19 protein-coding genes are annotated in these 24,367 nt (G+C 57.8%); 14 read left to right on the top strand and 5 right to left on the bottom strand.

All coding sequences use genetic code 11. The features are described from left to right. Nucleotides 1-168: 168 nt before the first annotated feature. The 3 genes from EBB79_RS15130 (at nt 169) to EBB79_RS15120 (ending at nt 3,147) form a co-directional block, all read left to right on the top strand. Complete coding sequence (locus tag EBB79_RS15130) at nt 169-492, top strand: 2Fe-2S iron-sulfur cluster-binding protein (RefSeq protein ID WP_127749666.1); 324 nt, start codon at nt 169-171, stop codon at nt 490-492. Further along, nucleotides 492-1,295, top strand: a complete 804-nt coding sequence (locus EBB79_RS15125) for a VCBS repeat-containing protein (RefSeq protein ID WP_127749665.1) — start codon at nt 492-494, stop codon at nt 1,293-1,295. The genes EBB79_RS15130 and EBB79_RS15125 overlap by 1 nt, the downstream gene beginning before the upstream one ends. Nucleotides 1,296-2,289: 994 nt before the next feature. Then, nucleotides 2,290-3,147, top strand: coding sequence for an endonuclease/exonuclease/phosphatase family protein (locus EBB79_RS15120; RefSeq protein ID WP_127749664.1), 858 nt, complete (start codon nt 2,290-2,292; stop codon nt 3,145-3,147). Nucleotides 3,148-3,293: 146 nt separating this feature from the next. Here EBB79_RS15120 and purD read toward each other — a convergent pair whose 3' ends face one another. Further along, nucleotides 3,294-4,559, bottom strand: coding sequence for a phosphoribosylamine--glycine ligase (gene purD / locus EBB79_RS15115; RefSeq protein ID WP_127749663.1), 1,266 nt, complete (start codon nt 4,557-4,559; stop codon nt 3,294-3,296). A 97-nt stretch (nt 4,560-4,656) separates the two neighbouring features. On the opposite strand from purD, the gene xseA reads away from it, so the two are divergent. Beyond that, nucleotides 4,657-6,096: an exodeoxyribonuclease VII large subunit gene (gene xseA, locus EBB79_RS15110; protein ID WP_127749662.1), complete on the top strand. Its 1,440-nt coding sequence runs from the start codon at nt 4,657-4,659 to the stop codon at nt 6,094-6,096. A gap of 47 nt (nt 6,097-6,143) precedes the next feature. On the opposite strand, the gene EBB79_RS15105 is transcribed toward xseA, so the two are convergent. Beyond that, on the bottom strand, nt 6,144-6,533 hold the full coding sequence (locus EBB79_RS15105) for a hypothetical protein (protein ID WP_238705089.1): 390 nt from the start codon (nt 6,531-6,533) through the stop codon (nt 6,144-6,146). Between the two features lie 155 nt (nt 6,534-6,688). Between EBB79_RS15105 and EBB79_RS15100 the strand changes: the two genes are divergently transcribed. From EBB79_RS15100 to EBB79_RS15080, 5 genes are all read left to right on the top strand, one after another. Then, nucleotides 6,689-7,339 (top strand): lysoplasmalogenase, encoded by a 651-nt coding sequence (locus EBB79_RS15100; protein WP_238704923.1) that lies wholly within the window; start codon nt 6,689-6,691, stop codon nt 7,337-7,339. A gap of 75 nt (nt 7,340-7,414) precedes the next feature. After that, nucleotides 7,415-8,452 carry a signal recognition particle-docking protein FtsY gene (gene ftsY, locus EBB79_RS15095; RefSeq protein ID WP_127749659.1) on the top strand — a complete coding sequence of 346 codons (1,038 nt, stop codon included), beginning with the start codon at nt 7,415-7,417 and terminating at the stop codon, nt 8,450-8,452. A 93-nt stretch (nt 8,453-8,545) separates the two neighbouring features. Further along, the gene (locus EBB79_RS15090) at nt 8,546-9,448 is read left to right on the top strand and encodes a DMT family transporter (RefSeq protein ID WP_127749658.1); all 903 of its coding nucleotides are present in this window, start codon (nt 8,546-8,548) and stop codon (nt 9,446-9,448) included. Between the two features lie 49 nt (nt 9,449-9,497). Next, complete coding sequence (locus EBB79_RS15085; protein ID WP_127749657.1) at nt 9,498-10,115, top strand: inner membrane-spanning protein YciB; 618 nt, start codon at nt 9,498-9,500, stop codon at nt 10,113-10,115. Nucleotides 10,116-10,366: 251 nt separating this feature from the next. Beyond that, nucleotides 10,367-10,966, top strand: a complete 600-nt coding sequence (locus EBB79_RS15080) for a L,D-transpeptidase (protein ID WP_127749656.1) — start codon at nt 10,367-10,369, stop codon at nt 10,964-10,966. Nucleotides 10,967-11,029: 63 nt separating this feature from the next. On the opposite strand, the gene EBB79_RS15075 is transcribed toward EBB79_RS15080, so the two are convergent. Beyond that, nucleotides 11,030-12,529, bottom strand: a complete 1,500-nt coding sequence (locus EBB79_RS15075) for a CoA-acylating methylmalonate-semialdehyde dehydrogenase (protein ID WP_127749655.1) — start codon at nt 12,527-12,529, stop codon at nt 11,030-11,032. Between the two features lie 125 nt (nt 12,530-12,654). On the opposite strand from EBB79_RS15075, the gene EBB79_RS15070 reads away from it, so the two are divergent. From EBB79_RS15070 to EBB79_RS15050, 5 genes are all read left to right on the top strand, one after another. Then, nucleotides 12,655-13,560 carry a LysR family transcriptional regulator gene (locus tag EBB79_RS15070; protein ID WP_127749654.1) on the top strand — a complete coding sequence of 302 codons (906 nt, stop codon included), beginning with the start codon at nt 12,655-12,657 and terminating at the stop codon, nt 13,558-13,560. Nucleotides 13,561-13,620: 60 nt separating this feature from the next. Next, on the top strand, nt 13,621-14,055 hold the full coding sequence (locus EBB79_RS15065; protein WP_127749653.1) for a CBS domain-containing protein: 435 nt from the start codon (nt 13,621-13,623) through the stop codon (nt 14,053-14,055). Nucleotides 14,056-14,149: 94 nt separating this feature from the next. Then, nucleotides 14,150-14,644 carry a pantetheine-phosphate adenylyltransferase gene (gene coaD / locus EBB79_RS15060; RefSeq protein ID WP_127749652.1) on the top strand — a complete coding sequence of 165 codons (495 nt, stop codon included), beginning with the start codon at nt 14,150-14,152 and terminating at the stop codon, nt 14,642-14,644. A gap of 413 nt (nt 14,645-15,057) precedes the next feature. After that, nucleotides 15,058-17,091 (top strand): LysM peptidoglycan-binding domain-containing protein, encoded by a 2,034-nt coding sequence (locus EBB79_RS15055; RefSeq protein ID WP_164860828.1) that lies wholly within the window; start codon nt 15,058-15,060, stop codon nt 17,089-17,091. A 109-nt stretch (nt 17,092-17,200) separates the two neighbouring features. Next, nucleotides 17,201-19,012 carry an ABCB family ABC transporter ATP-binding protein/permease gene (locus EBB79_RS15050; protein ID WP_127749650.1) on the top strand — a complete coding sequence of 604 codons (1,812 nt, stop codon included), beginning with the start codon at nt 17,201-17,203 and terminating at the stop codon, nt 19,010-19,012. Nucleotides 19,013-19,331: 319 nt separating this feature from the next. Here EBB79_RS15050 and EBB79_RS15045 read toward each other — a convergent pair whose 3' ends face one another. Beyond that, a complete protein-coding gene (locus EBB79_RS15045; protein ID WP_127749649.1) occupies nt 19,332-23,120 on the bottom strand; it encodes an efflux RND transporter permease subunit in 3,789 nt (1,262 codons plus the stop codon). After that, nucleotides 23,117-24,364, bottom strand: a complete 1,248-nt coding sequence (locus tag EBB79_RS15040) for an efflux RND transporter periplasmic adaptor subunit (RefSeq protein ID WP_127749648.1) — start codon at nt 24,362-24,364, stop codon at nt 23,117-23,119. Before EBB79_RS15040 ends, EBB79_RS15045 begins: the two co-directional genes overlap by 4 nt. Nucleotides 24,365-24,367 lie beyond the last annotated feature (3 nt).

The following is a 24,367-nucleotide window of genomic DNA, read 5'->3' as shown; positions in this document are numbered from 1 at the left end:
CTATCGGCTATGTGGGGGTGGGGTTGCGGATGAAAGAATTTGAGAACAAATATAGAACAGACTCTGCGAAAGTCCAGCCCTGCCGCTCCTGTGTCGCAAATGGGTCTGGCGCTAATTGAGGGGCTTGGCTACACAGTCAGCAAGTACCGAAAAAGGGAATACCGAAACATGGCAAAGATTACCTATGTCGAGCATGACGGCACTGAGCATGTCGTGGACGTGGCCAGCGGGCTGACTGTGATGGAAGGCGCGCGCGACAACAATATTCCGGGCATTGAGGGGGACTGCGGTGGCGCCTGTGCCTGTTCAACCTGTCACGTCTATGTTGCGCCTGACTGGGTCGAAAAGATCCCGGCCAAGGATGACATGGAAGAAGACATGCTGGACTTTGCCTACGAGCCTGATCCAGCCCGCTCGCGTCTGACCTGTCAGATTAAGGTGTCTGACGCTCTGGATGGCCTGGTCGTTCAGATGCCGGAAAAACAGATCTGATGGGCCTGCTGGGGCAAGTGGCGCGGCGTCTGATGCCCCGCCCTTGGCCCGGTTTTTCCCGCCGCGCGCTGCAGGTCTTGCACTTGTGGCTTGGCGGCTTGGGGCTGACGGCTGCAACTATGGCACAGGCCACGCCGCCGGATGTCATCGTGTCGGCAGAGTTCGTTGAGCCCACCACCCGCTATGATCACGCAATTCTGGGTGACAATGTGGAATGGGGCGCCTTGCTGCTGCATGTCGACGCCTGTTCTGGCTGCGAAGGTCGCCGGACTTACAAAATCATTATCCGTCTGCCGGAAACTCATGTCTTTGAAGATCTGGAGCCCAGGATTATCGAGGGCGATGACAGCCCGACCCTGGTGATGGTGGTCGAGAGCAGCCTGACTTTGGGCGCGCGGCTTGCCTTATACGACGAGCGCGGGCTGTATGCTGCAACGCCGTTCATTGGCCGACCGCACCGCTGGTTGGCGCCGATTGGATCGGCAGATCTGGACGGCGATGGCTGGCCCGAGGTGGCCTATATCGATCGACCTCATCTGGCAAAGACACTGCGGATATGGAGCCTGCGCGATGGAGAGTTGGTGGAGGTAGCCAGCCAGGCCGGGCTGACCAATCATCGGATTGGCGAGGATTTCATTACCTCGGGTATTCGCGACTGTGGCGCCGGCCCTGAGGTGGTGACAGTAGATAGTGGCTGGACGCGGATAGTGGCGTCGCGGCTGGAGGCTGGGGAGATCAGCAGCCGGGATGTTGGGGTGTTTTATGGGCAGGCGAGTATGGAGCGGGCGTTGGACTGCCGGTGAGGGACTGTGTGGTTGGCGTGAGAAATTGAAAATAGGCACAGATCCCTATTTCTTCCCACCGGAAACTTCTGTTTCGAAACCCATTTCATTTGCAAGCATACTCAATGCAGCTGATTCAGTGTCGAGACGTTGCAAACGACGCAGAATAATTTTGGAAAAGGGATCGAGAGGACCGTTTCCCAAGTTGCCCTTTAGAGATCCTGCTAGCCCAGAAGTTTCCAATATCTGTCTGAAAACCGAAATTCCTTCTTCCAGGCGATCATTCTCGATCAGGGCAATACTTCGTTCCAACTCAATAGCGGTAAATTCAGTCAGGTCATCCGTACATACCGTGCAAGTGTTGTACTCGACGCCACTTGGCAGGCCTTTAGTTTCCCGGAAGCACTTGTCCTGTCGGACAGGCAGCGAGAAGCAAAGAGAGATGAGCTGAAACCGACAACCCAAATTAGGAAGAAAAAACCAGCGCCAATGAACGCCAATTTCTTTAGAGCAAAAAGTGTTTTATCTGTAGTCATTTAGGGCATTTCAAAAGCGTTCAAGTTGAGAACATCCTACCTATTTGAGGCGTGTTTTGCAAACATTAGGAGGCAATTTGTCTGCTCCTCGCCATCGCCGCGTAGCGGCGCTGGGCCCAACGGGAGGTGGCATCGTTAGATGCCTGCCGACGGGCGGGAGAGCTTGGGAAGGGTAACCCATGGGTTACCAGATGATCTATGTGCATGAAGTAGGCTCGCGAGAAACAGAGGATTCCACAAGGGAACACACTCGATTTGCAAGTAGGTAAATGCTGCGTGCGGGCAAAGGGTCCGGGCGCAACACTGGTTTCCGATCGCGGGTGCGCGGATCGTGGATGAACACTCTGGGCTCAGCAAGGCGCTAACTATCGGTCTAGTCTAAAGGAGGCCAAACCAAATGGCACCTTTCCTTGCGACGTGCCGTTGTATTGCGCGTGCTTTTCTCGCAGTGTTCGAGGAGATTTTTGGAATGTAATGAGATGTTGCGCAAAACTATATTGGCTTTTGCATCAATTGCGGCCCTGCTGGTTGTTGCAGGATTTATGGGCCCGTTGCACCGGGCTGCAGAAAGTATTTCTATTGGACGGCCGGTGTTTGGCGTTGCCTGCCTTTTGGGGATCATCCTTGGAAGGTCGCTATGGGAGAGAGCAATCTTTGGCGCAATCGCCGTGTTGGCGATCCTCACCACCGCGGTTCCGTTTCTGACGCAGGATCCAGGTGGAGATATGCGCGTGTATTCCAAGAATCTTTGGTTTGCGAATGCGCAGGTTCAGGCTGTGGTTGCTGATATCAAGGCCGCGGATGTCGATGTGGTTATGCTGCAAGAGGTGTCCGACAACAACAATTCGATCCTTGGACTATTAAAGGCAAGCTTCCCACATCAGCATTTTTGCAGGTTTTCAGGTTGGAGCGGCATTGCCTTGGCTTCGCGTCACCCTTTCGCTGGCGATCCTGTTTGCTCCAGTTGGCGTGCAGTATTGGCTGCCCCTATTGACCTGGATGGTCGGCGGGTTTGGACTGTGTCGGCGCATATTCCGTGGCCCTGGCCACATGACAGTATTGAAAATGAAAATGCCGCCGTTGAGATCTTGTCTGAACTAGAGGGGCCTGTTGTCGTTGCGGGAGATTTCAATATCGTCCCGTGGTCAGGTCGGGTTGAAAGAATAGCCAGATTGACGAGAACTCAATTGGCTGGCCCTGCGTACTCAACACTGAACCTTAGAAATATCCCGCTTCCGATTGATTTGATATTGGCACCGGGGGGAGGGTCAGTGAAATTGCGGCCTAAGCTGGGATCAGATCATGCGGGTGTGGTTGCGGATGTGGCGCTGTGGTGACTGCAAAATGAATTATAGAAGCCTTGCCAAAACGCGAACGGAGCATCTTTAGCGAAGAGGCCAGCGCCTGATCGAGGAGGTGCTGCCCGGCCTATCGGCCGAGCGAAACAAGTTCAGATAAACGCTCGGGTTTCTTTGGGTGTCGCTTACTTCAGCGCGCGCCAGCCGATGTCGCGGCGCATAAACCCGCCGGGCCAGTCAATCGCGTCGGCGGCGGCATAGGCCCGGTCACGGGCCGTTTGCAGGCTGTCGCCACGGGCGGTGACGTTCAGCACCCGGCCACCACTGGCCAATATTTTGCCATCCTGCGCCCTGGTGCCGGCATGGAACACCATGTTGCTGCCATCCTCGGGCAGGGCGTCCAGACCTTTGATCTCGGTGCCTTTTTCATACCCCCCCGGATAACCATTGGCGGCCACAACCACAGTAATGGCGTGATCATCAGCCCAGTTCACCTGGGCCTGATCCAGACGGCCCTCGGCGGCGGCATGCATCAGGTCCATCGCCTGAGCGCCCAGGCGCATCATCAGCACCTGACATTCCGGATCACCAAAGCGGACGTTGTACTCCACCAGACGCGGCTGGCCATCCTTGATCATCAACCCGGCATAGAGAATGCCCTGATAGGGGGTGCCACGGCGGGCCATTTCTTCCATTGTGGGTTTGACGATCTCTGCCATCGCCTTGGCTTCGATCGCAGCACTCAGCACTGGCGCGGGCGAATAGGCCCCCATGCCACCGGTATTTGGCCCGGTGTCGCCTTCGCCGACGCGTTTATGGTCCTGCGCCGATCCCATCGACAGCACCTCTGTCCCGTCGACCAGCACAAACAACGAGGCTTCCTCGCCCTCCATGAACTCCTCAATCACCACCTCGGCGCCGGCCGCGCCAAAGGCACCGCCGAACATATCATCAATGGCGTCCAGCGCGGTTTGCTCGTCAAAGGCCATGATCACGCCTTTGCCAGCGGCCAGACCGTCGGCCTTGACCACAATCGGTGCGCCTTGCTGGCGGATGTAAGCCTTGGCGGCTTCGGCCTCGGTGAAATGACCATAGCCTGCGGTTGGCGCATCGACGGCGGCACAGATTTCCTTGGTAAAGGCCTTAGAGGCCTCCAGCTTGGCGGCTGCCTCAGACGGGCCAAACACCAGCAGGCCGGCGTCGCGCAGCCGGTCGGATACACCAGCAGCCAGCGGCGCCTCGGGGCCGACGATGACAAAGTCGATGGCGTTTTCTTCGGCAAAACTGACAACCGCGCCGCCGTGATTGATGTCCAGATCGGCGCAGGTGGCGATCTGCGCGATGCCCGCATTGCCGGGCGCGACGATCAGCTTGTCACATTTGGGGTTCTGCATCACCGCCCAGGCCAACGCATGTTCGCGCCCACCGCTGCCGAGGATAAGGATATTCATCGAGGAGACTCCGATCTGCTTGGCCTTGCTTGATGCGCGTTCTATGCTGCGCGGACGTATAGAACAAGAATAACATAGCCGGCAGGAAATCAGCCCAGTGTCAGATCTGTTTGACGACCCAACCCCGGGTCAGAATACCCCTGAATTCACCGTTTCCGAACTGTCGGGCGAGGTAAAGCGCACGCTTGAGGGCACCTTTGGCCGCATCCGTGTGCGCGGCGAGGTGGGGCGGGTGTTCACCGCCCGCTCAGGTCATTTGTATTACGATGTCAAGGATGACCGTTCGGTGCTGGCCTGCACCACCTGGAAAGGTCAGGTGTCAAAACTGGCGGTGGTGCCCGAGGAAGGGCTGGAGGTGATCGTCACCGGGCGCCTGACCGCCTTTGGCGCTCAGTCGAAATACAACATGAACGTCGAAGAGGTCGCGGTTGCGGGCCAAGGCGCGTTGATGGCGCTGCTGGAGAAACGCAAGAAACAGCTCGAGGCCGAGGGTTTGTTTGCCCCAGAGCGTAAGCAGGCTCTGCCTTACCTGCCGCGCTTCATTGGCGTGGTAACATCGCCATCCGGCGCAGTGATCCGCGATATCCTGCACCGGTTGCGGGACCGCTTCCCGCGCAAGGTGCTGGTCTGGCCGGTGGCGGTGCAGGGCAAAAACTGCGCGGCCGAGGTCGCCAATGCCATCAACGGTTTTAACGCATTCACCCCCGGCGGTGCGCTGCCGCGCCCGGATTTGATTATCGTCGCCCGTGGTGGCGGCTCAGTCGAGGACCTCTGGGGCTTCAATGAGGAAATCGTGGCCCGTGCCGTGGCGGCCTCAACCATTCCGTTGATTTCAGCCGTGGGCCATGAAACCGACACCACCCTGATCGACTTCGTATCCGACCAACGCGCCCCAACCCCGACGGCGGCCGCCGAACTGGCGGTGCCGGTGCGGTTGGACCTACTGGCCTGGACCGGCGAACAGGGCGCCCGCATGACCCACGCCATCGGTCAATCGGTGCAGCAGCGCAAACAACGGCTCAAAGATATGTCGCGCGCCTTGCCCAAGCCCGAGCGGCTGCTGGATGAGCCGCGCCAAAAACTGGACATTGTGTCGGACAAGCTGCCCAACGCCTTGATCCGGGGTGTGCAAAATCGTCGGGTTCAGCTCAGCCAGAAATCTGCCGGGCTACGCCCAAAAACCCTTGAAAATCATGTTGCCCGCCGCCGGGGCGAAATGGAGAAGATTGCTGCCAGACTGTCGCCAACACCGCTGAAACGCGAAGTGTCGCGGCAAATGGATAATCTCAAATCCCTCGGCCAGCGGTTGGAACAGGCCCAGTCCATTCGGATTGACAAACACCGCCAACACCTGACCAGCACCGGCCGCCAGCTGGAAATCCTCAGCTACCGCGCAACTCTGGACCGGGGCTATGCGGTGGTGCGCAGCGGCAAGCAGTTGATCACGACCAGCGCCGCAGCCCTGCGCGCGTCTGACCTGAACATCGAATTCGCTGATGGGGCTATTGATCTGGGCAAGACCACAGAGACACCCTGAACTGACAACTTCATCTTTTCACAAATACTCAAATCCCGGACGATGCCCTAAACGCCAACATCCGGGCCATAGCACAGCATCTCTTCATCCAGATCTTCGACCTCATACAGTTCAGTGGCCTGAGGGTTGTTTTCAAACTGCGCCACCAATCCCTGGCTCTCCAGTGAAAACCGCCAGCACTGGGGTTCGCTGCGATCTTCATAGATAAAACAGATCTGATCGGCGTCCTCGTACCAGCGTCCGGTCTCGCAGCGCCCATCCAGAAACGACCACAGCACCCGCTGGTTTGGCAAGTAGCGCTCAACCCCATAGGTGTTTCCGTCCAGCCCATAATATAGCGTGCGACCCAATGTGTAACGATCAAACGCTTCGCCGCTCATCGGCTCACCCGCAGTCAGCGAGGCGGGCAATAGCTGCAAAACAACCAGGGGAATCATCAAGCACAGACGCATGGGGTCACTGTGCCACAGGCGATAGTGTCAGGCCATGACATATCAGTCTCATGCGCCAAGGCGTGCAGGGTGGCGTAGCGTCGCCTTTGACGTGGACCGGTGGACAGGGCAGGCTATGGCTCACCCCCAGGAGATGGCCCGTGACCTTAGAATATACTCTTTTGGTAGCCGCAACCCTTTGTGCCGTAGGGTTTCTCTGGCAATGCCGTCAGGCTCCTTCCGCAATGCGCAGCGCGATCAAAACCGCTTCTGTGGCGCTATTGGCACTGGCCGCTCACCAGGCCGGAGCACCGGTTCTTTTGATCGCAGCGCTTCTGGCCTGCGCCGCTGGCGACTATTGTCTGTCGCGGGACGGTGACAGTGCCTTCATGGCTGGTATCGCTGCCTTCGCGGTTGGGCATCTGGCCTATATCACCCTGTTTCTGGGTCAGACTGACAGCTCCTGGGCCCGACTGGTTGAGTCGCCGCGATTGGTGACCCTCGTGGCGCTGATCTGCCTGGGTCTGGTCATGGCCCGGTTGCTGGCGCCACGCGCAGGCCCGTTGAAAGGGCCGGTGCTGTGTTACATTCCAATCATTCTGGGCATGGGCGTGGCGGCGCTGACCCTGCCGGGGCAGGGCGCATTGGTCTGGCTCTTGCCCGCGGCACTGGTGTTTGTCCTGTCGGATCTGATTCTGGCGACAGAGATCTTTCTGTTGCCCAGGGATCATCCAGGCCAGCGCGTCACACCCTATTGCGTCTGGGTGACGTATTGGGGTGCACAGCTTGGGTTTTTTGCAGCATTTGCCTGAGGTGCTTTGCCCGAGGCCTTTGCATGTGCCCGCATTCCGGATTATGTGAGACACAAACCCTTTGCGGAGACCATGATGGCGTTTTTCTCCAAACTAAAAGACCGGCTGTTCAAGTCCTCATCTAAATTGGATCAGGGACTGGAGGCGATTGTCGAAGAGGCCCCCGAGCCTGCCGCCGGTCCAGCGAATGCAGGTCCTGCGACCCCCATAGCCCCCGCTGAGCCAGCCTCTGCGGGGATCGTAGGCCGTCTGCTGGGGCGAAAACCCGATGAGCCGCGTCGCGTGTTGGATGACGACATGCTGGAACAGCTCGAAGAACTGCTGATCACATCCGATATGGGAGTCGACACCGCGCTGCGGGTCACGGCCAACATGGCCGAGGGGCGATTTGGCAAACGCTTGTCGGCGGGTGAGATCAAACAACTGCTGGCGGCTGAAATCAGTCGCATCATGGAAAATGTCGCCAAGCCGATGCCGCTTTACGCCAAACGACCGCAGGTCGTGTTGGTGGTTGGGGTCAACGGATCCGGCAAGACCACCACTATTGGCAAACTGGCCAGCCAGTTCAAAGCAGCAGGAAAATCAGTGGTGATCGCGGCCGGGGATACGTTCCGCGCCGCAGCAGTGGAACAGTTACAGGTTTGGGGTGATCGGGCAGGGGTGCCAGTGCTGACTGCGCCCGAAGGCTCTGATCCGGCCTCACTGGCCTATGACGCGCTGATCAAAGCCCAGGCAGATGGTGCAGATCTGTTGATGATCGACACGGCTGGCCGGTTGCAAAACCGTGCTGACCTGATGGAGGAACTGGCCAAGATTGTCCGTGTTATCCGAAAAGTCGACCCTGACGCACCGCACAATACTCTGTTGGTGCTGGATGCCACCACGGGGCAGAACGCGCTGAATCAGGTCGAGGTGTTCCAGAAGATTTCAGATGTGTCAGGGCTGGTGATGACCAAACTGGACGGCACTGCCCGCGGCGGTGTGCTGGTGGCCCTGGCCGACAAATTTGGTCTGCCAATTCATGCGATTGGCGTCGGCGAACAGATTGACGATCTGGCGCCTTTCGACCCCGAGGAGTTTGCCGCAGCGCTCACCGGGCTTGACCGGTCCTGACCTTCATCTTTTTCAAAATACTCTCCGGGGGTCCGGGGGTGGAAAACCCCCGGCGCTGTTGGCCAGATTCGGGGCCTATCAAGGGCATATGAAATGAGCGATTGGCTGATCTCCCTTGAGGGCACCGAAGCGGGTCACCAGATGGCCCTGTTCCTGGCCCTGATGGCAGCGGTGCTTCACGCCGTGTTTGGCGCGTTGCAAAAGGGTCGTCATGATCCCTGGCTGACGCGCGGCGCCATTGATATCTCATATTGCATGATGGCCGCCCCGTTTGCGCTGTTTGTGGTGCCCTGGCCGGAACCACATATGTGGGTGATCTTTGCGGCAGTCTGGGTCATTCACATCCTGTACAAAATCCTGCAGGCGCTGGCCTATACCAAAGGGTCCTATACCGTGGTCTATCCGGTGGTGCGCGGCACCGGCCCCTTGTTCACTGTAATTGGTGCCTATTTCCTGTTCGGCGAAAGTTTTACCCTGATCCAGTGGTCTGGTGTCATGGTGCTGCTGGCAGGGATTTTTGGCCTGGCAGCTTATAATCTGTGCTATCTGGAGACCAACCGCGATACCTTGGTGATTGCCTTGGTGCTGGCGGGAATCACCGGTTTGCTTGTCGCGCTCTACACCACCTATGACGCCTATGGCATCCGCGCCACTGCGGATCCGTTTACCTTTCTGGCCTGGTTTTTCATGATCGACGGGATTGCGATGCCAGTTTTTGCCTACTGGCGCTACCGCAGGATGGCAGCGCCGCCCACAGTGGCGCCGCTGATGTTGCGTGGGGTTTTTGGCGGGGTGGTGGCCTTCTTGTCTTTTGGGTCGGTGATGCTGGCGACGCGGCTGGATAAGGTCGGTGAGGCGGCGGTGCTGCGTGAGACCTCGACGGTCTTTGCCGCCTTGATTGGCTGGCTGGTGTTGAAAGAGACTGTCGGACCCCGGCGCATTGCCTTGATGGCTTTGATCGCGCTGGGCGCCGTGATAGTGGAGATGGGCGGATAAGGCAGCGCCTGTATGGCATGCCCCGCGCGTTGAAACAAAAGGACAGGCAATGGCCAATAAAACGATCAACCCAATGTTGAAAATGGCGCTGGAAATGGGCCCTATCGTGCTGTTTTTTATCGGCTATCTGAAGCTGAAAGACAGTAGCTTCAACATTGCCGGTACGGACTATCAAGGCTTTATCGTCGTCACTGCCGCCTTTATCCCGCTGATGGTCCTGTCTTCAGGAATCTTGTGGAAGCTGACCGGCCATCTGTCCAAGATGCAGATCGCGACGCTGGTTTTGGTAACTGTTTTTGGCAGCCTGTCGGTTTGGTTCAACGATGACCGCTTTTTCAAGATGAAGCCGACGATGATCTATACGTTGTTCGGTGGCATATTGGGCTTCGGTCTGTTGCGCGGCAAAAGCTATCTGAAGGTGGTGATGGAAGAGGTCCTGCCTATGCGCCAGGAAGGCTGGATGATCCTGACCAAACGCCTGTGCGGGTTTTTCCTGGGGTTGGCGGTGCTGAACGAGGTTATCTGGCGCACTCAAAGCACGGAAAACTGGGTCTATTTCAAGACTTTTGGTCTGACTGCAGCTGTCTTTGTGTTCTTTATTTCACAAAGTGGTCTGTTCCAAAAGTACGGCGAAGAGGGTGAAGATGCGCCGGATACAGCCGACTGAACGGGGCACCGTGACCAAAGGCTCCCGCGGCTCTTGCGCCACATCACAGATGTGACGCAGAGCCTTGGGCCGGGCAGCGCGCCTTGCGGCGCGCTGTAAAGGGGGATGCGCTGCGACGCAGGAAACACGTTTTTGGGAACACGTATCTGTGAAGCACGGGGATGTGTGCGCTGGGTCACTGTTTTTGTCACATAGGCTTGGTACTGTTCGCGTAATATGTGACCCGCCAAACACTGTCCTTCGGAGGCAAAATGTCAAAGACCCTTGTGACCCGCCGTCACGCCCTGATGGGCGCTGCTGCAACGCTGATGACACCGTCAATACTGCGCGCGCAATCGACAGATGCCTTTCCAGCGGACGAGAACCCCATTCGCGAGGTGGTGCCGGTCAATCGCAATATTTCAGCGTTTCAGAAACAACACTGGCAGGATCACTTTGACACATTGGGTGTTGGGTGCTTGCTGGCGGATATCAACAGCAGAGCGTTGCATTACTGGGGTGGCGATGAGGTGACGCACCGGTTGTTCCCCTCTTCGGTGCCAATTACGGAAGAGTTGACCCGGCGCGGATATTCCAAAGTTGTCCGCAAGGCGAAGAACCCCAGTTGGACCCCGACGGCATCGATGCGCGAACGGGACCCGTCATTACCGCGGCGGTTGGAGGGTGGTCCCGGCAACCCATTAGGCACCCGTGCCATGTATCTGGATTGGCCTGCCTATTTGGTGCACGGCACCCATGACACCCGCAAGATCGGCCGACAAAGTTCGTCCGGTTGCATTGGCCTGTATAACCAGCACGTGGAAGAACTGTATGAGTTGGTGAAAGTGGGGACGCAGGTAAGGCTGCTTTGAGCGCAAAGAAAATGGCCGCAGATCTCTCTGCGGCCATGTCGTTCGTCAATCTGCAAGCTGGGCTTATTCCATCACTGGGATAGAGAATTCGCCGCCTTCTTTGATGCCCGAGGGCCAGCGAGCGGTCACGGTTTTGGTGCGTGTATAAAACTTGAACGCGTCCGGGCCGTGCTGGTTCAGGTCGCCAAAGGCCGATTTCTTCCAGCCACCAAAGGTGTGGTAGGCCAATGGAACCGGGATTGGCACGTTGATGCCGACCATGCCGATGTTGATCCGGTTGGCGAAATCACGGGCGGTGTCACCATCGCGGGTGTAGATCGCAGTGCCGTTGCCATACTCGTGGTCGATCGCCAGCTGGATCGCCTCCTCATAGGTTTTTGCACGCACAGTTGTCAGAACCGGACCAAAGATCTCTTTGGTGTAGATATCCATCTCGGGTGTGACGTTGTCGAACAGGTGCGGGCCAACAAAGAAACCGTCCTCATAGCCCTGCAGGGCGAAGTCGCGGCCATCAACAACCAGATCAGCGCCTTGATCCACACCGGTCTGAACCAGCCGCAGGATGTTTTCTTTGGCTGCACCAGTGACAACGGGACCGTAGTCGACGTCATTGCCCGATGTATAAGGGCCGACCTTCAGGCTCTCGATGCGCGGGATCAGTTTCTCGATCAGCTTGTCGGCGGTTTCTTCGCCAACAGGCACCGCAACCGAGATCGCCATGCAGCGTTCGCCAGCCGCACCGTAACCTGCACCGATCAAGGCGTCGGCGGCCTGGTCGAGGTCAGCGTCGGGCATGATGATCATGTGGTTCTTGGCGCCACCAAAGCACTGAACGCGCTTACCCTGCGAGCAACCGGTGCCATAGATGTATTCGGCAATCGGGGTGGAACCCACAAAGCCAACCGACTGAACGGTGTCGTTGTACAGGATCGCATCAACCGATTCTTTGTCGCCGTTGACGACCTGAATGATGCCTTTTGGCAGGCCTGCTTCTTCCAGCAGTTCGGCGAGCATCAAAGGCACGGATGGCGCGCGCTCGGATGGTTTCAGGATGAAGGCGTTGCCACAGACGATGGCTGGCGCAAACATCCACATTGGGATCATCGCCGGGAAGTTGAACGGTGTGATACCCGCAGAGACACCCAGAGCCTGGCGCATGGAATACATGTCGATGCCGGGGCCTGCGCTGTCGGTGAAGTCACCTTTCAGCATCTGTGGCGCACCAATGCAGTATTCGACAACTTCCAGGCCACGTTGCACGTCGCCTTTGGCGTCGGGAATGGTTTTACCGTGCTCGCGGCTCAGGGCCTCGGCCAGTTTGTCCATGTCGCGGTTCAGCAGGTCGACATATTTCATCATGACGCGGGCGCGGCGCTGGGGGTTCACCTTTTCCCAGGCAGGCTGCGCTGCCTTGGCGATGGCAACAGCGGCATCCAGCTCGTCCTTGGACGCGAGTGGCACTTTGGCCTGCACTTCGCCGGTGGCTGGGTTGAATACATCAGCAAATCGCCCGGACGTGCCTTTGACGTGTTCACCGTTGATATAATGAGTCAGCTCTTGCATTGGATCCTCCGAAGTTTAGGTCACGCAGAGTATAGGCTTGCAAAAAACGTCGGAAAAGAGGAAAGATTCCAAACAGGTTTTGCAAGAATGCAATAGGTCAACAGAAGTTGAACGGGGCTAACATTATGAAGAGTTCGGATCCTCAATGGGATGACATGAAAGTCTTTCTGGCAGTGGCGCGCGAGGCCAGTCTGTCAGGGGCAGGGCGGATTTTGAAAATGGACCCGGCCACGGTGGGGCGTCGTGTTGCCAGATTCGAATCCGCGCTGGATTCGCAGCTGTTTGTAAAGTCGCCGCAGGGCTATGCGCTCAGCGCGGCTGGAGACCGGTTGCTGGTGCATGCCGAAGAGGCAGAGCAGGCCATGCGGGCGGCCAAGGAAACCCTGAGTGGTCCCAGTGAAACGCTGGCAGGGCAGATTCGCATCGGTGCACCAGACGGCAGTGCCAATTATCTGTTGCCGCAGGTCTGTGCTCAGATCAGTCTTGATAACCCCGATCTGGATATTCAGATTGTTTCACTGCCGCGGGTCATCAATTTGGGACGTCGCGAAGCGGATATGGCGATCACCGTCAGCTCTCCAACGGCGACCCATCTGAAGGTTGAAAAGATTTGCGACTACCGGCTTCATCTTGTGGCGTCGCGGCATTTCTTACGTGAGTTCCCACCGTTCAAAACCGTCGAAGACCTGAAAGGGCACCGGGTCGTGGGATATATCCCGGATATGATCTTTGATCGGGAGCTGGATTATCTCACGGATATTGGACTGGAGCGGGTGGCCCTGGCGTCAAATTCGGTTTCGGTACAGTTGAGAATGGTCATGCAGGGCACCGGGGTCTGCGTCGCGCATGATTTTACCTTGCCGTTTCATCGTCCGTTGCGAAAGATCCTGACGGATGAAATCAGTCTCACGCGGAGCTTTTATTTGGTGCGCCATCACGGCGATCAGCGCAGTGAACGTTTGAACCGTTTTGCTGATGCGCTAAGTAAAGGTCTGCGCGACGAAGTAACACGACTTGAAGGGTTGACTTGACACTGCGGTGTATTGCGGCAACCCTTGGAAATACGAAGTAAAATTTCAGAGGGAGCGCCTATGCTAGTTCATTTAATTCTGAAATCCAAAGCGAGCGATGGGGTTGTCACGATCTCGCCGGATGCCAGCATTTCAGAAGCCGCAAAATTGTTGTCCGATCGCCGGATTGGCACCGTGGTTGTGTCATCCGACGGGGAGCATGCCGATGGTATTCTATCCGAACGTGATATTGTGCGTGAGTTGGGTAAATCAGGTGGTGGATGTCTTGAGGAAAAGGTGAGCGGGTATATGACCCGCAAGCTGGTTACCTGTACCAGCCACGACAATGTCGGCCAGATTCTGCAGCAGATGACAAACGGACGATTCCGTCACATGCCAGTGGTTGAAGACGATAAATTGATCGGGCTGATCAGCCTGGGCGATGTCGTCAAGGCCCAACTGTCGCAGGTTGCGATGGAGAAAGATGCGTTAGAAGGCATGATCATGGGGCATTAGGTCTCAGGCGGGGCTTCAGTATTTCCCCCCTCTTGTGCTGCACAGCGCAATTGTGTTTGCCTGTGCAGCAAGTTTGACACAGCAGGAGGCCGCCATGCGCGTTGCACTGTACCCAGGTACATTTGACCCGATCACCATTGGCCACGTCGATATCATCCGGCGTGCGACCGCATTGGTAGATAAGTTAGTCATCGGAGTGGCAATCAATCGCGACAAGGGGCCATTGTTCTCGTTGGAGGAACGTGTCGCAATGATCGAGGCGGAATGCGCCACGCTGAGCGAACAGACCGACACTGAAATTGTCGCCCACCCGTTTGAAAACCTGTTGATTGACTGCGCCCGGGATGTCGGGGCCCAGATCATTGTCCGAGGTCTGCGTGCGGTTGCTGATTTCGAGTATGAATATCAGATGGTTGGCATGAATCGCGCCTTGGATAGCTCGATTGAGACGGTGTTTCTGATGGCCGAAGCCCGCCATCAGGCGATAGCCAGTAAACTGGTCAAGGAAATCGCTCGGCTGGGTGGTGATGTCTCCAAGTTTGTCACCCCGAGGGTCAACGAGGCTTTGCTGCAGCGATTGGGCGAATAGCCCGACGGATCCCGACTAACGCGGAACACAGCGACCTTGGCGCCTTGGGCTTTTGGTTGCCCGGACAGCTGCGCCGGGGGATTCGCCACCGCGTGCAGAGGCGGTGCCAAGGCCGACCGCTGCTGATCAGGGCTGGCCGATAACAGGGGTGCAATACAGCGTGTTGCACCCGGTTTCAGGGGGCCGTTTTGTGCGCTTTGCTGCCCCGGTTTCAGGGGCGAAAGTGGCTTGGGCTGAGCCAACCATTGCCCAAATGCAAGATACGCAATACACACAGACGAATTTTACAGGCTAGAGGTGGTCTTTTGCTATTGGCGCCGGGGCGAAACAAGACGTGTTTTGACCCTCGATGTCGGGGCTGATAGGTTAGCTCAACTCAGCGGGAAACGAACCCGCAGATGGAAGGGAATAGAATGGCGGGAACAGCCGGAAGCGGAGGGCTGGGTGCCCTTGCAATTGGCGGCATCGCTGCTGCAGCGGTGGTGATAGGCGGTGTGGTGCTGGTGCAATTCGGGGTGTTCCAATCCGATACACCCGTTGTTGATCCAGTAGAGACAGTTGCACAGGTCTCAGCCGACACCGGGACATCAGATAGTGATGCTCCTCTTCAAACAGACATTGCTCCGACATCGACCACACCTTCGGTCACGGCTGCGGCCAATACAAATGCGCCGACCGGTGATGAAAACCAGGCGACTACCGATGCGCAACCTGACAGTTCTCCAGATCAGGAGGTCGTCGCCACGGATGTGACTGTTGCTCCCGATGCTGTTGTTCCCGAGACGCATGTGGAAGAGGTCACGCAGGCTGCACCGATCGAGCAACCGGTTGCGGCGGCTGATGGTCCCGTGGCCGACACTGACACAGCAGTGAGCACTGAGACAGAGACGGGATCAGAAACAGATAACAATACTCTGGTCCAAGTGACTGAAACACCTGTGCAGGAAGAGGCAACCGAACAGGTTGCATCGGCCACGAAGCAAGTTGCCCCATCCACTGAGCAGGTTGCCCCGGCCACTGAGCAAGTTGCACCGGCCACCGAACAGGTTGCGGTCCAGTCGACGGCAAGCCTTGCGAGTGAAACCGCGACGGATAATCTTGCCGCAGTGCCGGACGTCACCGATACGCCGACGGAGGCAAGCGACAGCGCAGAGCAGAATACCCCAGTCGAGGCAGCAGAGGATATCGTGACCGCAGCGCTGGCCCAACCCGAGCAAACGGCACCTGAACCCGCCGAGGAGGCCGCGTTTGTTCTGACCGCTCCCAAACTGGACATCGTGCGGTTTGACACCGATGGTGCGGGCCTGATTGCCGGACGGGCGCAGGTGGGGGTAGAGGTCTCAGTTTTGCTGGACGGCAAGGTTCTGGATCGGTTCGAGGTTCAAAACGGCGGTGAATTCGTGTCGTTCTCGTCTATCGAACCCAGCCCTGACGCGCGGGTTGTCTCTTTGCAGGCGGCCTTTGATGGTCAGGTGGTGATGTCGGATGCGACCTTTATTCTGGCGCCAAGCCAGGTTGCTTCAGCGGTGACGGATGACAGTGAACAGCCAGTGGATGTGGTCGATCAGCCAGAAGACGTGCATGTCGCCCAGGCCGATGTGACTGCGGATGTGCCGCAGGACAGCGTCGCTGATGAGGATGTGTCCGAGGTGTCGGTGGTTGCTGCGGCGGATGCGGTCGCTGGTGAGAGTGCAGCCGAAACAGCTGTCGAAGTCACAGAAGTGGCCCAAGAACCGGCTACTGATCAGGTGGCCGACGTGGAGAACAAGCCGGTTGAGTTCGCAGAGGTGGAAGACGAGCCTGTAGAGACCGTCGAAACCGCGATGGTCGACCTTGACCCCGTGTCACCGCCCGTAGCAGAGGCCACGCCACAACCCGAGGTATCACCGGTCTCGATGGCCATTCTAAAGGCCGATGCCGAGGGGGTTGAACTGGTTCAGCCCGCCACGCCGATCGTGCCCGAGTTGGTTGGCAAAGTGTCTTTGGATATCATCAGTTACAGCGAAGAGGGTGATGTAGAGCTTGCGGGTCGCGCTGGGCCGGACTCGCTGGTGCGTGTCTATCTGGACAATAGCCCGGTTGCCGATATCCAGGCCGCCGATGATGGCAGCTGGAAAGGTCAGCTGAGTGATGTGGCCCCGGGGATTTACACATTGCGCCTGGATGAGTTGGACACTGAAGGTAAAGTCTTGAGCCGGCTGGAGACGCCGTTCAAGCGGGAAGCGCCTGAGGTTCTGCAGCCATTGTCAGCTGTTGAAGATAGCCCCGCGCAAGCCGTGCCGCCGATCCGTGCGGTGACGGTCCAAAAGGGTGATACACTCTGGGCGATCTCACGCGAACGATATGGCGATGGCTTGCTTTACGTTCGGGTCGTCGAGGCCAACCAGGCTGCGATCCGCGATCCTGACCTGATTTATCCAGGGCAGATATTCTCTATCCCCGAGTAACTTTCTGAAAAAACACTGAAACGCGCCTTTTCGGGCGCGTTTTTGCTTGCTTGCGTCTGGTTTGCGCAGGGCATAGCACTTATTTCGAGATGTCTAGCAAGGAAAAGCCATGACCCAGAGCGATGAAGTCACTGCCCGCGATGAACGCCGCTCGAGTCTGCGCACCCTGCGCCGTGTGGGGCCCTATCTGTGGCCCGAGGGGCAGGGATGGGTCAAGCGCCGTGTGGTCATCGCGATGGCTGTACTGGTGCTGGCCAAGATTATCGCGGTTTATACGCCGATCCTGTACAAAGGGGCGGTAGACAATCTGGCAGGTGAAGGCGTGCCAGACCTGGCGCTGGGCGCCATTGGGTTGACCGTGGCCTATGGTATGGCGCGGATTATGACCATTGGGTTCCAGCAATTGCGGGACGCGGTTTTTGCCCCGGTTGGTCAACGGGCCCTGCGCCGCCTTGCGCTAGAGACCTTTACCCATATTCACCGTCTGTCGATGCGCTATCACATCACCCGCAAGACTGGTGGGCTAAGCCGGATCATTGAGCGCGGTGTGAAGGGCGTGGAATTCCTGTTGCGGTTCATGTTGTTCTCGGTTGGGCCGCTGATTCTGGAACTCACCATGGTGGCGGTGATTCTGGCGGTGCTGTTCGACGTGCGCTATCTGCTGATCGTTGCAGTGACCATTGGTCTGTATGTCTGGTTTACCTTTGCCGTCACCGAATGGCGGGTGAAGCTGCGGCGCGAGATGAACAAGCAGGACACCGACGCCAATCAAAAAGCGATCGACAGTCTGCTGAACTATGAAACAGTCAAGTATTTTGGCGCTGAATCGCGTGAGGCTACCCGCTATGATGGGGCCATGCGGGCCTATGCGGATGCCGCCTTAAAGACCGCCTATTCACTGGCCTTCCTGAACTTCGGCCAAAGCGTGTTGATCACTCTGGGGCTGGTAGGTGTGATGGTTCTGGCGGCAATAGGTGTGCAGGCGGGGACGTTGACGGTTGGCGATTTCGTCATGGTCAACGCCTATATGATCCAGATTACCGTCCCACTGAATTTCTTAGGCACGGTTTACCGTGAGATCCGACAGAGCCTGGTGGACATGGGTGAGATGTTTGATCTGCTGGAGCAGCCAGCCGATGTGTCGGACCGGAAGGACGCGCGGGCGCTGTCGGTTGATGGTGGACGTATCACCTTGCAGGATGTGCGGTTTGGCTACGACCCTGAGCGCGAGATCCTGAAAGGGGTCTCGTTGCAGGCCGAGGCGGGGCAAACGGTGGCCATTGTTGGCTCGACCGGGTCGGGGAAATCGACTGTCGGGCGGCTGTTGTTCCGGTTCTACGATGTCACTGAAGGGGCGCTGCTGATCGATGGTCAGGATGTACGCGACGTGACCCAGGACAGCCTGCATAACGCCATCGGCGTGGTGCCGCAGGACACTGTGCTGTTCAACGACACCATCGGTTATAACATCGGATATGGTCTGGAAGGGGCAACCCAAGAGAAAATCGAACAGGCGGCACGCGACGCCCAGATCCATGATTTCATTCTGGGCCTGCCAGACGGCTATGAGACCACCGTGGGCGAACGGGGTTTGAAACTGTCTGGTGGCGAGAAACAACGCGTGGGCATTGCCCGCACCTTGCTCAAGGACCCTCCGATCCTGCTGCTGGACGAGGCGACCTCGGCGCTGGATAGTGACACCGAGCAAGAGATCAAAGAGGCCCTGGCACGGGCCGGCAAGGGCCGCACGGTGATCACCATTGCGCACCGCTTGTCGACCATTGCCGAGGCGGACCAGATTGTGGTGCTGGAACGCGGTGAAATCTGCGAAATAGGCACCCATGACGCGCTATTGGCCATGCCTGAGGGGCGCTATGCCCATCTGTGGCAACGTCAGCAGGCGGATCAAGAGGCTGCGTAAAACGGCCGACTACTGTGCGTCCTGACTTAAGGGTTGGGGCGTGCACGATCCTGGCTGGGGTTGGTCGGGCTGCGAGAAAGACCGCCCAATGCGGCTGCCAAGAATGCCCAGCTTAGCTGCAAGCCGGCTGTCCAGGTGGAGCGTGATTTGCGTGTTCTCGACTTGTGATGTTCAGGTCAGGTGACGACCAACAATTGAAGATTTGATCCAGCGGGTGCAATTGAGGGCCCGGCTTCGGTTGGGTATCCCGGCAATCCTGTCCCTAAATGCAAAGCGGCCCCTGACGTTTTTGTGTCAGGGGCCGCTATGATTGGTTCTCTTACTCGGCTGCTTGCAAGGCCGGGTCGTCAGCCCTTGGTGTCTTGGCGGTCTTGGGCTTGTCCGCAGTCACTGAATCCCACTGGATTTCGGTGGTTGGCATTTTGCGGGCTTTGCGTGCCAGGCGCATGTCTTGCGCAATGCGGCTGGAGCGCCCCCCGGTGACCCGGGCCAACAGGCGGCCCATCCAGGACAGGTAGGTGCCCAGCCAGATGCGGATTGCCAACATGGATGGAGTCACAACCAGTGTCAGAACGGTCGCGATACCAAGACCAAAGACCACCGCCGTTGCCAGCTGTTTCCACCACAGCGAGGTCGGGCTGTTGATGGAATAGCCACCTTCGATGAAATCAAGGCTCAGGCCAAACATCATCGGGGCCAGACCGGCCATTGTGGTGATCGTGGTCAGCAGCACCGGACGGATCCGGGCCTCGGCGGTGCGAATGATCGCCTCGATCCGGGGCATGCGCTGGCTGAACTCCTGATAGGTGTCGATCAACACGATGTTGTTGTTCACCACAATCCCCGCAAGCGCCACAATGCCAGTCCCGGTCATGATGATCGAGAACGACTGCCCCATTACCATCATACCGATCAGCACGCCGGTGGTGGACAGAACCACCGCCAGCAGCACCAGGATCGAGTTGTAGAACGAGTTGAACTGCGCCAGCAGGATCACGAACATCAGTCCCAGCGCACCGGCAAAGGCATTCATCAGGAAGGCACCGGATTCAGCCTGTTCCTCTTGGTCGCCAGTCCATTCCCAGCTCACCCCTGCGGGCAGCGGGTTGGTGTCGAGCCATTCTGTCAGGACCTCGATCCGCTCGGTTGCATTGACCGGAGAGAACCGCGCGCCATCTTCCAGCGCCTGGGTCAAGTCCTCAGCTGAGGATGCCCCAGTGAGCTGTACCAGCTCCAGCTGAGTGCCACCAGGACCGTCAAACACCTCGCCGCTGGCAGGTTTGCCGTCGGTCACAGGCGTGAATAAGGCCAGCCGCATGTCTTCGCCGGTTTCAGGATTCGTGCCGATTAGTTTTTGCAGTGCCGGTGCGACGTCGGCTTTGACGTCATAATACCGTTGCTGATCGACGCGGCTGATGGTGGCCAGTTTGGGCACCGGTTGGCGGGTGATGAAGTTGGACAAGGGCACCAAGCCATCCGCTGTGCGCAGCTTGAGATTATCCAGCGTCGACAACACGCGGTCCTGTTCTGGCAGGCGGACCCGGATCTCGATCTCTTCATCCGAGCTGTCGACTCGCATGGTATCCAACAGGATACCGCGGGTCACCAGCTGAACCATCGCCCCCACAGTGGCAACATCAGCGCCATACCGACCGGCTTTTTCAACGTCGACATTGATTTCCCAGTCGATGCCGGGCAGGGGCAGGCTGTCCTCGATCAGGATCAGACCGGGGGTGTCTTCGAAATGAGCCCGGGCCGCCAAAGCAGCCGTTGTCATCACATCCCAGTTGTCACCTTTGATGCGCAGATGGATCGGCTTACCCTGACCGGGTCCTTGTTCCAATACGGCCATTTCGGCGATGAAGCCGGGCAGTTTGGCCAGCTCAGCTTCCAGTTCTGCGATCACGGTTTTGCCGTCGAAATCATTGGCGGTAACGCGACGGTTTAGCAGGCCAAAGAACCAGGTCTCGGTCTGTGTTGGGCGATCTTCCCAAGCGATGATTTCGAACTGGACCTGACCAACGGTGTCGGCAGGCGACTGACCACCACCGGGACCGCCAGTGTCCAACCCGCCCTCGCCAGCAAAGGCAAAGACGTTGATCACAGCCGGGTGGGCCGAAATGACCTCTTCAACCTGCATTACCAGTTCGTCGTTCTCATACAGCGAGGTATTGCCGCGTGCGCGCACATAGACTGTGGCTTGCTCTGGCTCGGTGTCGACAAAGAATTCAACACCATTGTTGTTTTCGCTGAACGCGCCGAACACTGTCATGATTGCAAAACCAACGGCGCCAATGGTCACAATCGGCATGACGGGGTTGCCGACAATGAATTTGATGAAGTGACCAAATCCAGTGTGGTGATAGCCGGGCTCAACAGCTTTTTCACGGCGTTGAATACCAGCGGCCCCCAGAACAACCGAAGCGGCAAAGGCGGAGAGGATCAAAATCAGAGCGCCGACCAATAGAGGCCACGCGCCGGTGCTTCCTTCGGCCATGATGTAGTCCGGGTTCAGCATCTGCATGGCCCCGACAAACATGCCGTAAAGGGGGAACGGGACCAATGGGACACGGACCCACCACGGCAGAACAGCGCGCAAACCATCCGACGAATGTTCAAACACCCGGCTCATCCGGCCCGATACACCACCAACGACGGGCAGATAGATCAAGGCCACCAGAAGCGAGGCAGACAGAACAAAGATCAGTGTGATCGGCAGCATGCTCATGAACTCACCCGGAACACCGGGCCAGAACAGCATGGGCAGGAAGGCACAAAGCGTGGTTGCCGTCGATGATACAACGGGCCAGAACATACGCTGCGCCGCCTCGACATAGGCGTGCATCGGTCCGATGCCCTGTTTGATACGTTTGTCGGCGTATTCCACCACAACAATCGCACCGTCCACCAGCATCCCCACGGCCAGGATCAGACCAAACATCACCATGTTTGAAATGGTGATCCCCATCAGGGCTAGGAAGGCAAAGCACAATAGGAACGAGGTGGGAATGGCAAAACCCACCAGAAACGCGGCGCGGCTGCCCAATGAGGCCAGGATAACGATCATCACCAGCGCCACAGCGGTCAGAACTGAGCCTTCGAGCTGGCGCACCATGGATCCAACAACCCGGCTTTGGTCGTTTGAGGTGCCCACGGTCACTGCGGCCTGTAGTTCTTCGGGCCAGTCCTTTTGGGCAGCAGCCAAGGTTGCCTTCACCTGATCCACAGTGTCGATCAGGTTAAAGCCTTTGCGTTTCACCACCTGCAGGGCAACTGTATTTTCGCCGTCGAAGCGGGCGGTACCGGTGCGGTCTTCAAAGGTGAAATTGATCTCGGCCAGTTCACCCAGTGTTACCACCCGGTCACCGTTGATCTTGACGGGCAGGGTATAGATGTCGCCAACATCATGAAAGGAAGATGGGATGGTGACCGAGAAGGTCCCCTGATTGGTCTCAACCTCGCCAGCGGCGATCAGCTGGTTGTTGTTGCGCACCACATTGATCAGTTCCAGCGCGGTGACATTGTAGGCCTCGAGACGCAGTGGGTCGATCAGCACCTCGACCATTTCGTCGCGGTTACCGGCAATCCCGGCTTCCAGCACGGAATCGATACCTTCAAAGTCATCCTGCAGATCCTTAGCAATACGCGCCATTGTGCGTTCCGGCACGTCTCCGGTCAGGTTGACGATGACAATCGGGAATTCTGAGAAGTTGATTTCGTTGATGGTGTAGGATTCAGCCCCATCGGGAAAATCAGCCGAGGCCGAGTTCATGGCATCACGCACGTCGGCGATGACGGCGGTTTTGTCCCAGCCGAAATCGAATTCGAGTGCGATACCGGCATAGCCTTCGGACGCGGTGGAGCTCATCTTGTCCAACCCATCAAGGTCGGCCAGTTCGGTTTCCATCACTTTGACCAGCAGACTTTCGGAATCTACTGCAGAAATGCCCGGAAAGGGGACAGAGATGAACAGAGCCGGGATTTCAATGTCCGGCTCGCCCTCTTTGGGAAGGCTGGAATAGGCAAACCCACCGACCAGGATAGAGATGACAATAAAGGCAATGACCATTCGGGCCCGTTCGGCGGCCCAGCTGACTATTCCGATCATTGCGTGGCCTCACGGAAGGTTGGCGCGACGGGAACACCCGCAACCACAAAGTCCTGGCCAATAACAATTACATCCGCCTGGTCCGGCAGCCCGGTGACCCAGACGCCGTCGGCCTCGTCCCGCAGCAGTTGCACGGGGTAGAAGGCGACGATCTGGCTGTCGTTGACCACCCGAACACCCAGTTGACCGTCATTGTTCAGTGTCAGCGACGATTGCGGCAGCTTATGCGCGCGATCACCCGGGGCAGAGATGGCGATGTCTGCGGTTTGGCCGTCCCGGATCGACAGATCGTCATTGGAGACGGTGATCTGAACTTCAAAGGTTCGCGTGGTTGGATCGGCCGAGCGGCTGAGGAAAGTGACCTGTCCCTGAACGCGCTGACCGGCGGCCAGCTCGGCCCCGGCCATGGCGCCAACCTGGATCCGGTTGACCTCGGTTTCGGGCACAAAGCCAACGACCTTGATGGTGTCCAGCTGGATGACAGTCGCACAGAGGCTGCCGGGCTGCATCAGGCTACCCAATTCGGCAGTGTCACTTTCCAGCAATCCGTCAAACGGTGCTGTGATGCTCAGCCGGTCGATCTCTTTTTGGGCAGCAGCTACCCCAGCCACAGCAGACTCGATACCAGCACTGGTGGTCTGCAACCCGGTTTCTGCCGAGGCAATCCCTGCAATCGCTGAACGTTCGGACGCTTGAGTAGAGGCCAAACGCGTTTCAGAAACGTATCCACCTTCGGACAGTTTGCGCGAGGCGTTGTTATTGATCTGTGCCTCTTTCAACCGGGCGCGGGCCTCGTCCAGCCGGGCCTCGGCTTCGGGCACGCGTGAGCGGGCTTCGGAGAGACGGGCCTGCGCCTCTAGCATTGCGGCTTGGCGCGTCCCTGTATCCAACCTGCACAGCAGGTCGCCGGTCTTAACCTGAGAGCCTTTGCGAAGTGGTTCAGAAATGACCGTCGCGGATGTTTCGGCGCGAACCTCAACCTGTCTGGCGGCTTGAGTTTGGCCGCGTAAAATCACGGCACTGTCGATCGCGCGGGATTCGCTGCGCACGACAACAACCCCGATCCGGTTCTCGGCCATCTGCATAACCGCTTCCGTCGAAGGTTCCGTTGCGTCAATCACAGTTTCAATGGGGGCTTGCGGGTCATCACCGCGCGCAAACGCCATAAGTGCGTCGCGTTCAATCACCAGCATATATAAACTGGCTGTCACCACGATGGCGGTCAGCAATGGAATCAAGCGCATTGT

The sequence above is a fragment of the Parasedimentitalea marina genome, from assembly GCF_004006175.1.
GTDB lineage: Bacteria > Pseudomonadota > Alphaproteobacteria > Rhodobacterales > Rhodobacteraceae > Parasedimentitalea > Parasedimentitalea marina.
The sequence above is the reverse complement of the archived record's forward strand: the minus strand, read 5'-3'. Positions and strand labels throughout refer to the sequence as shown.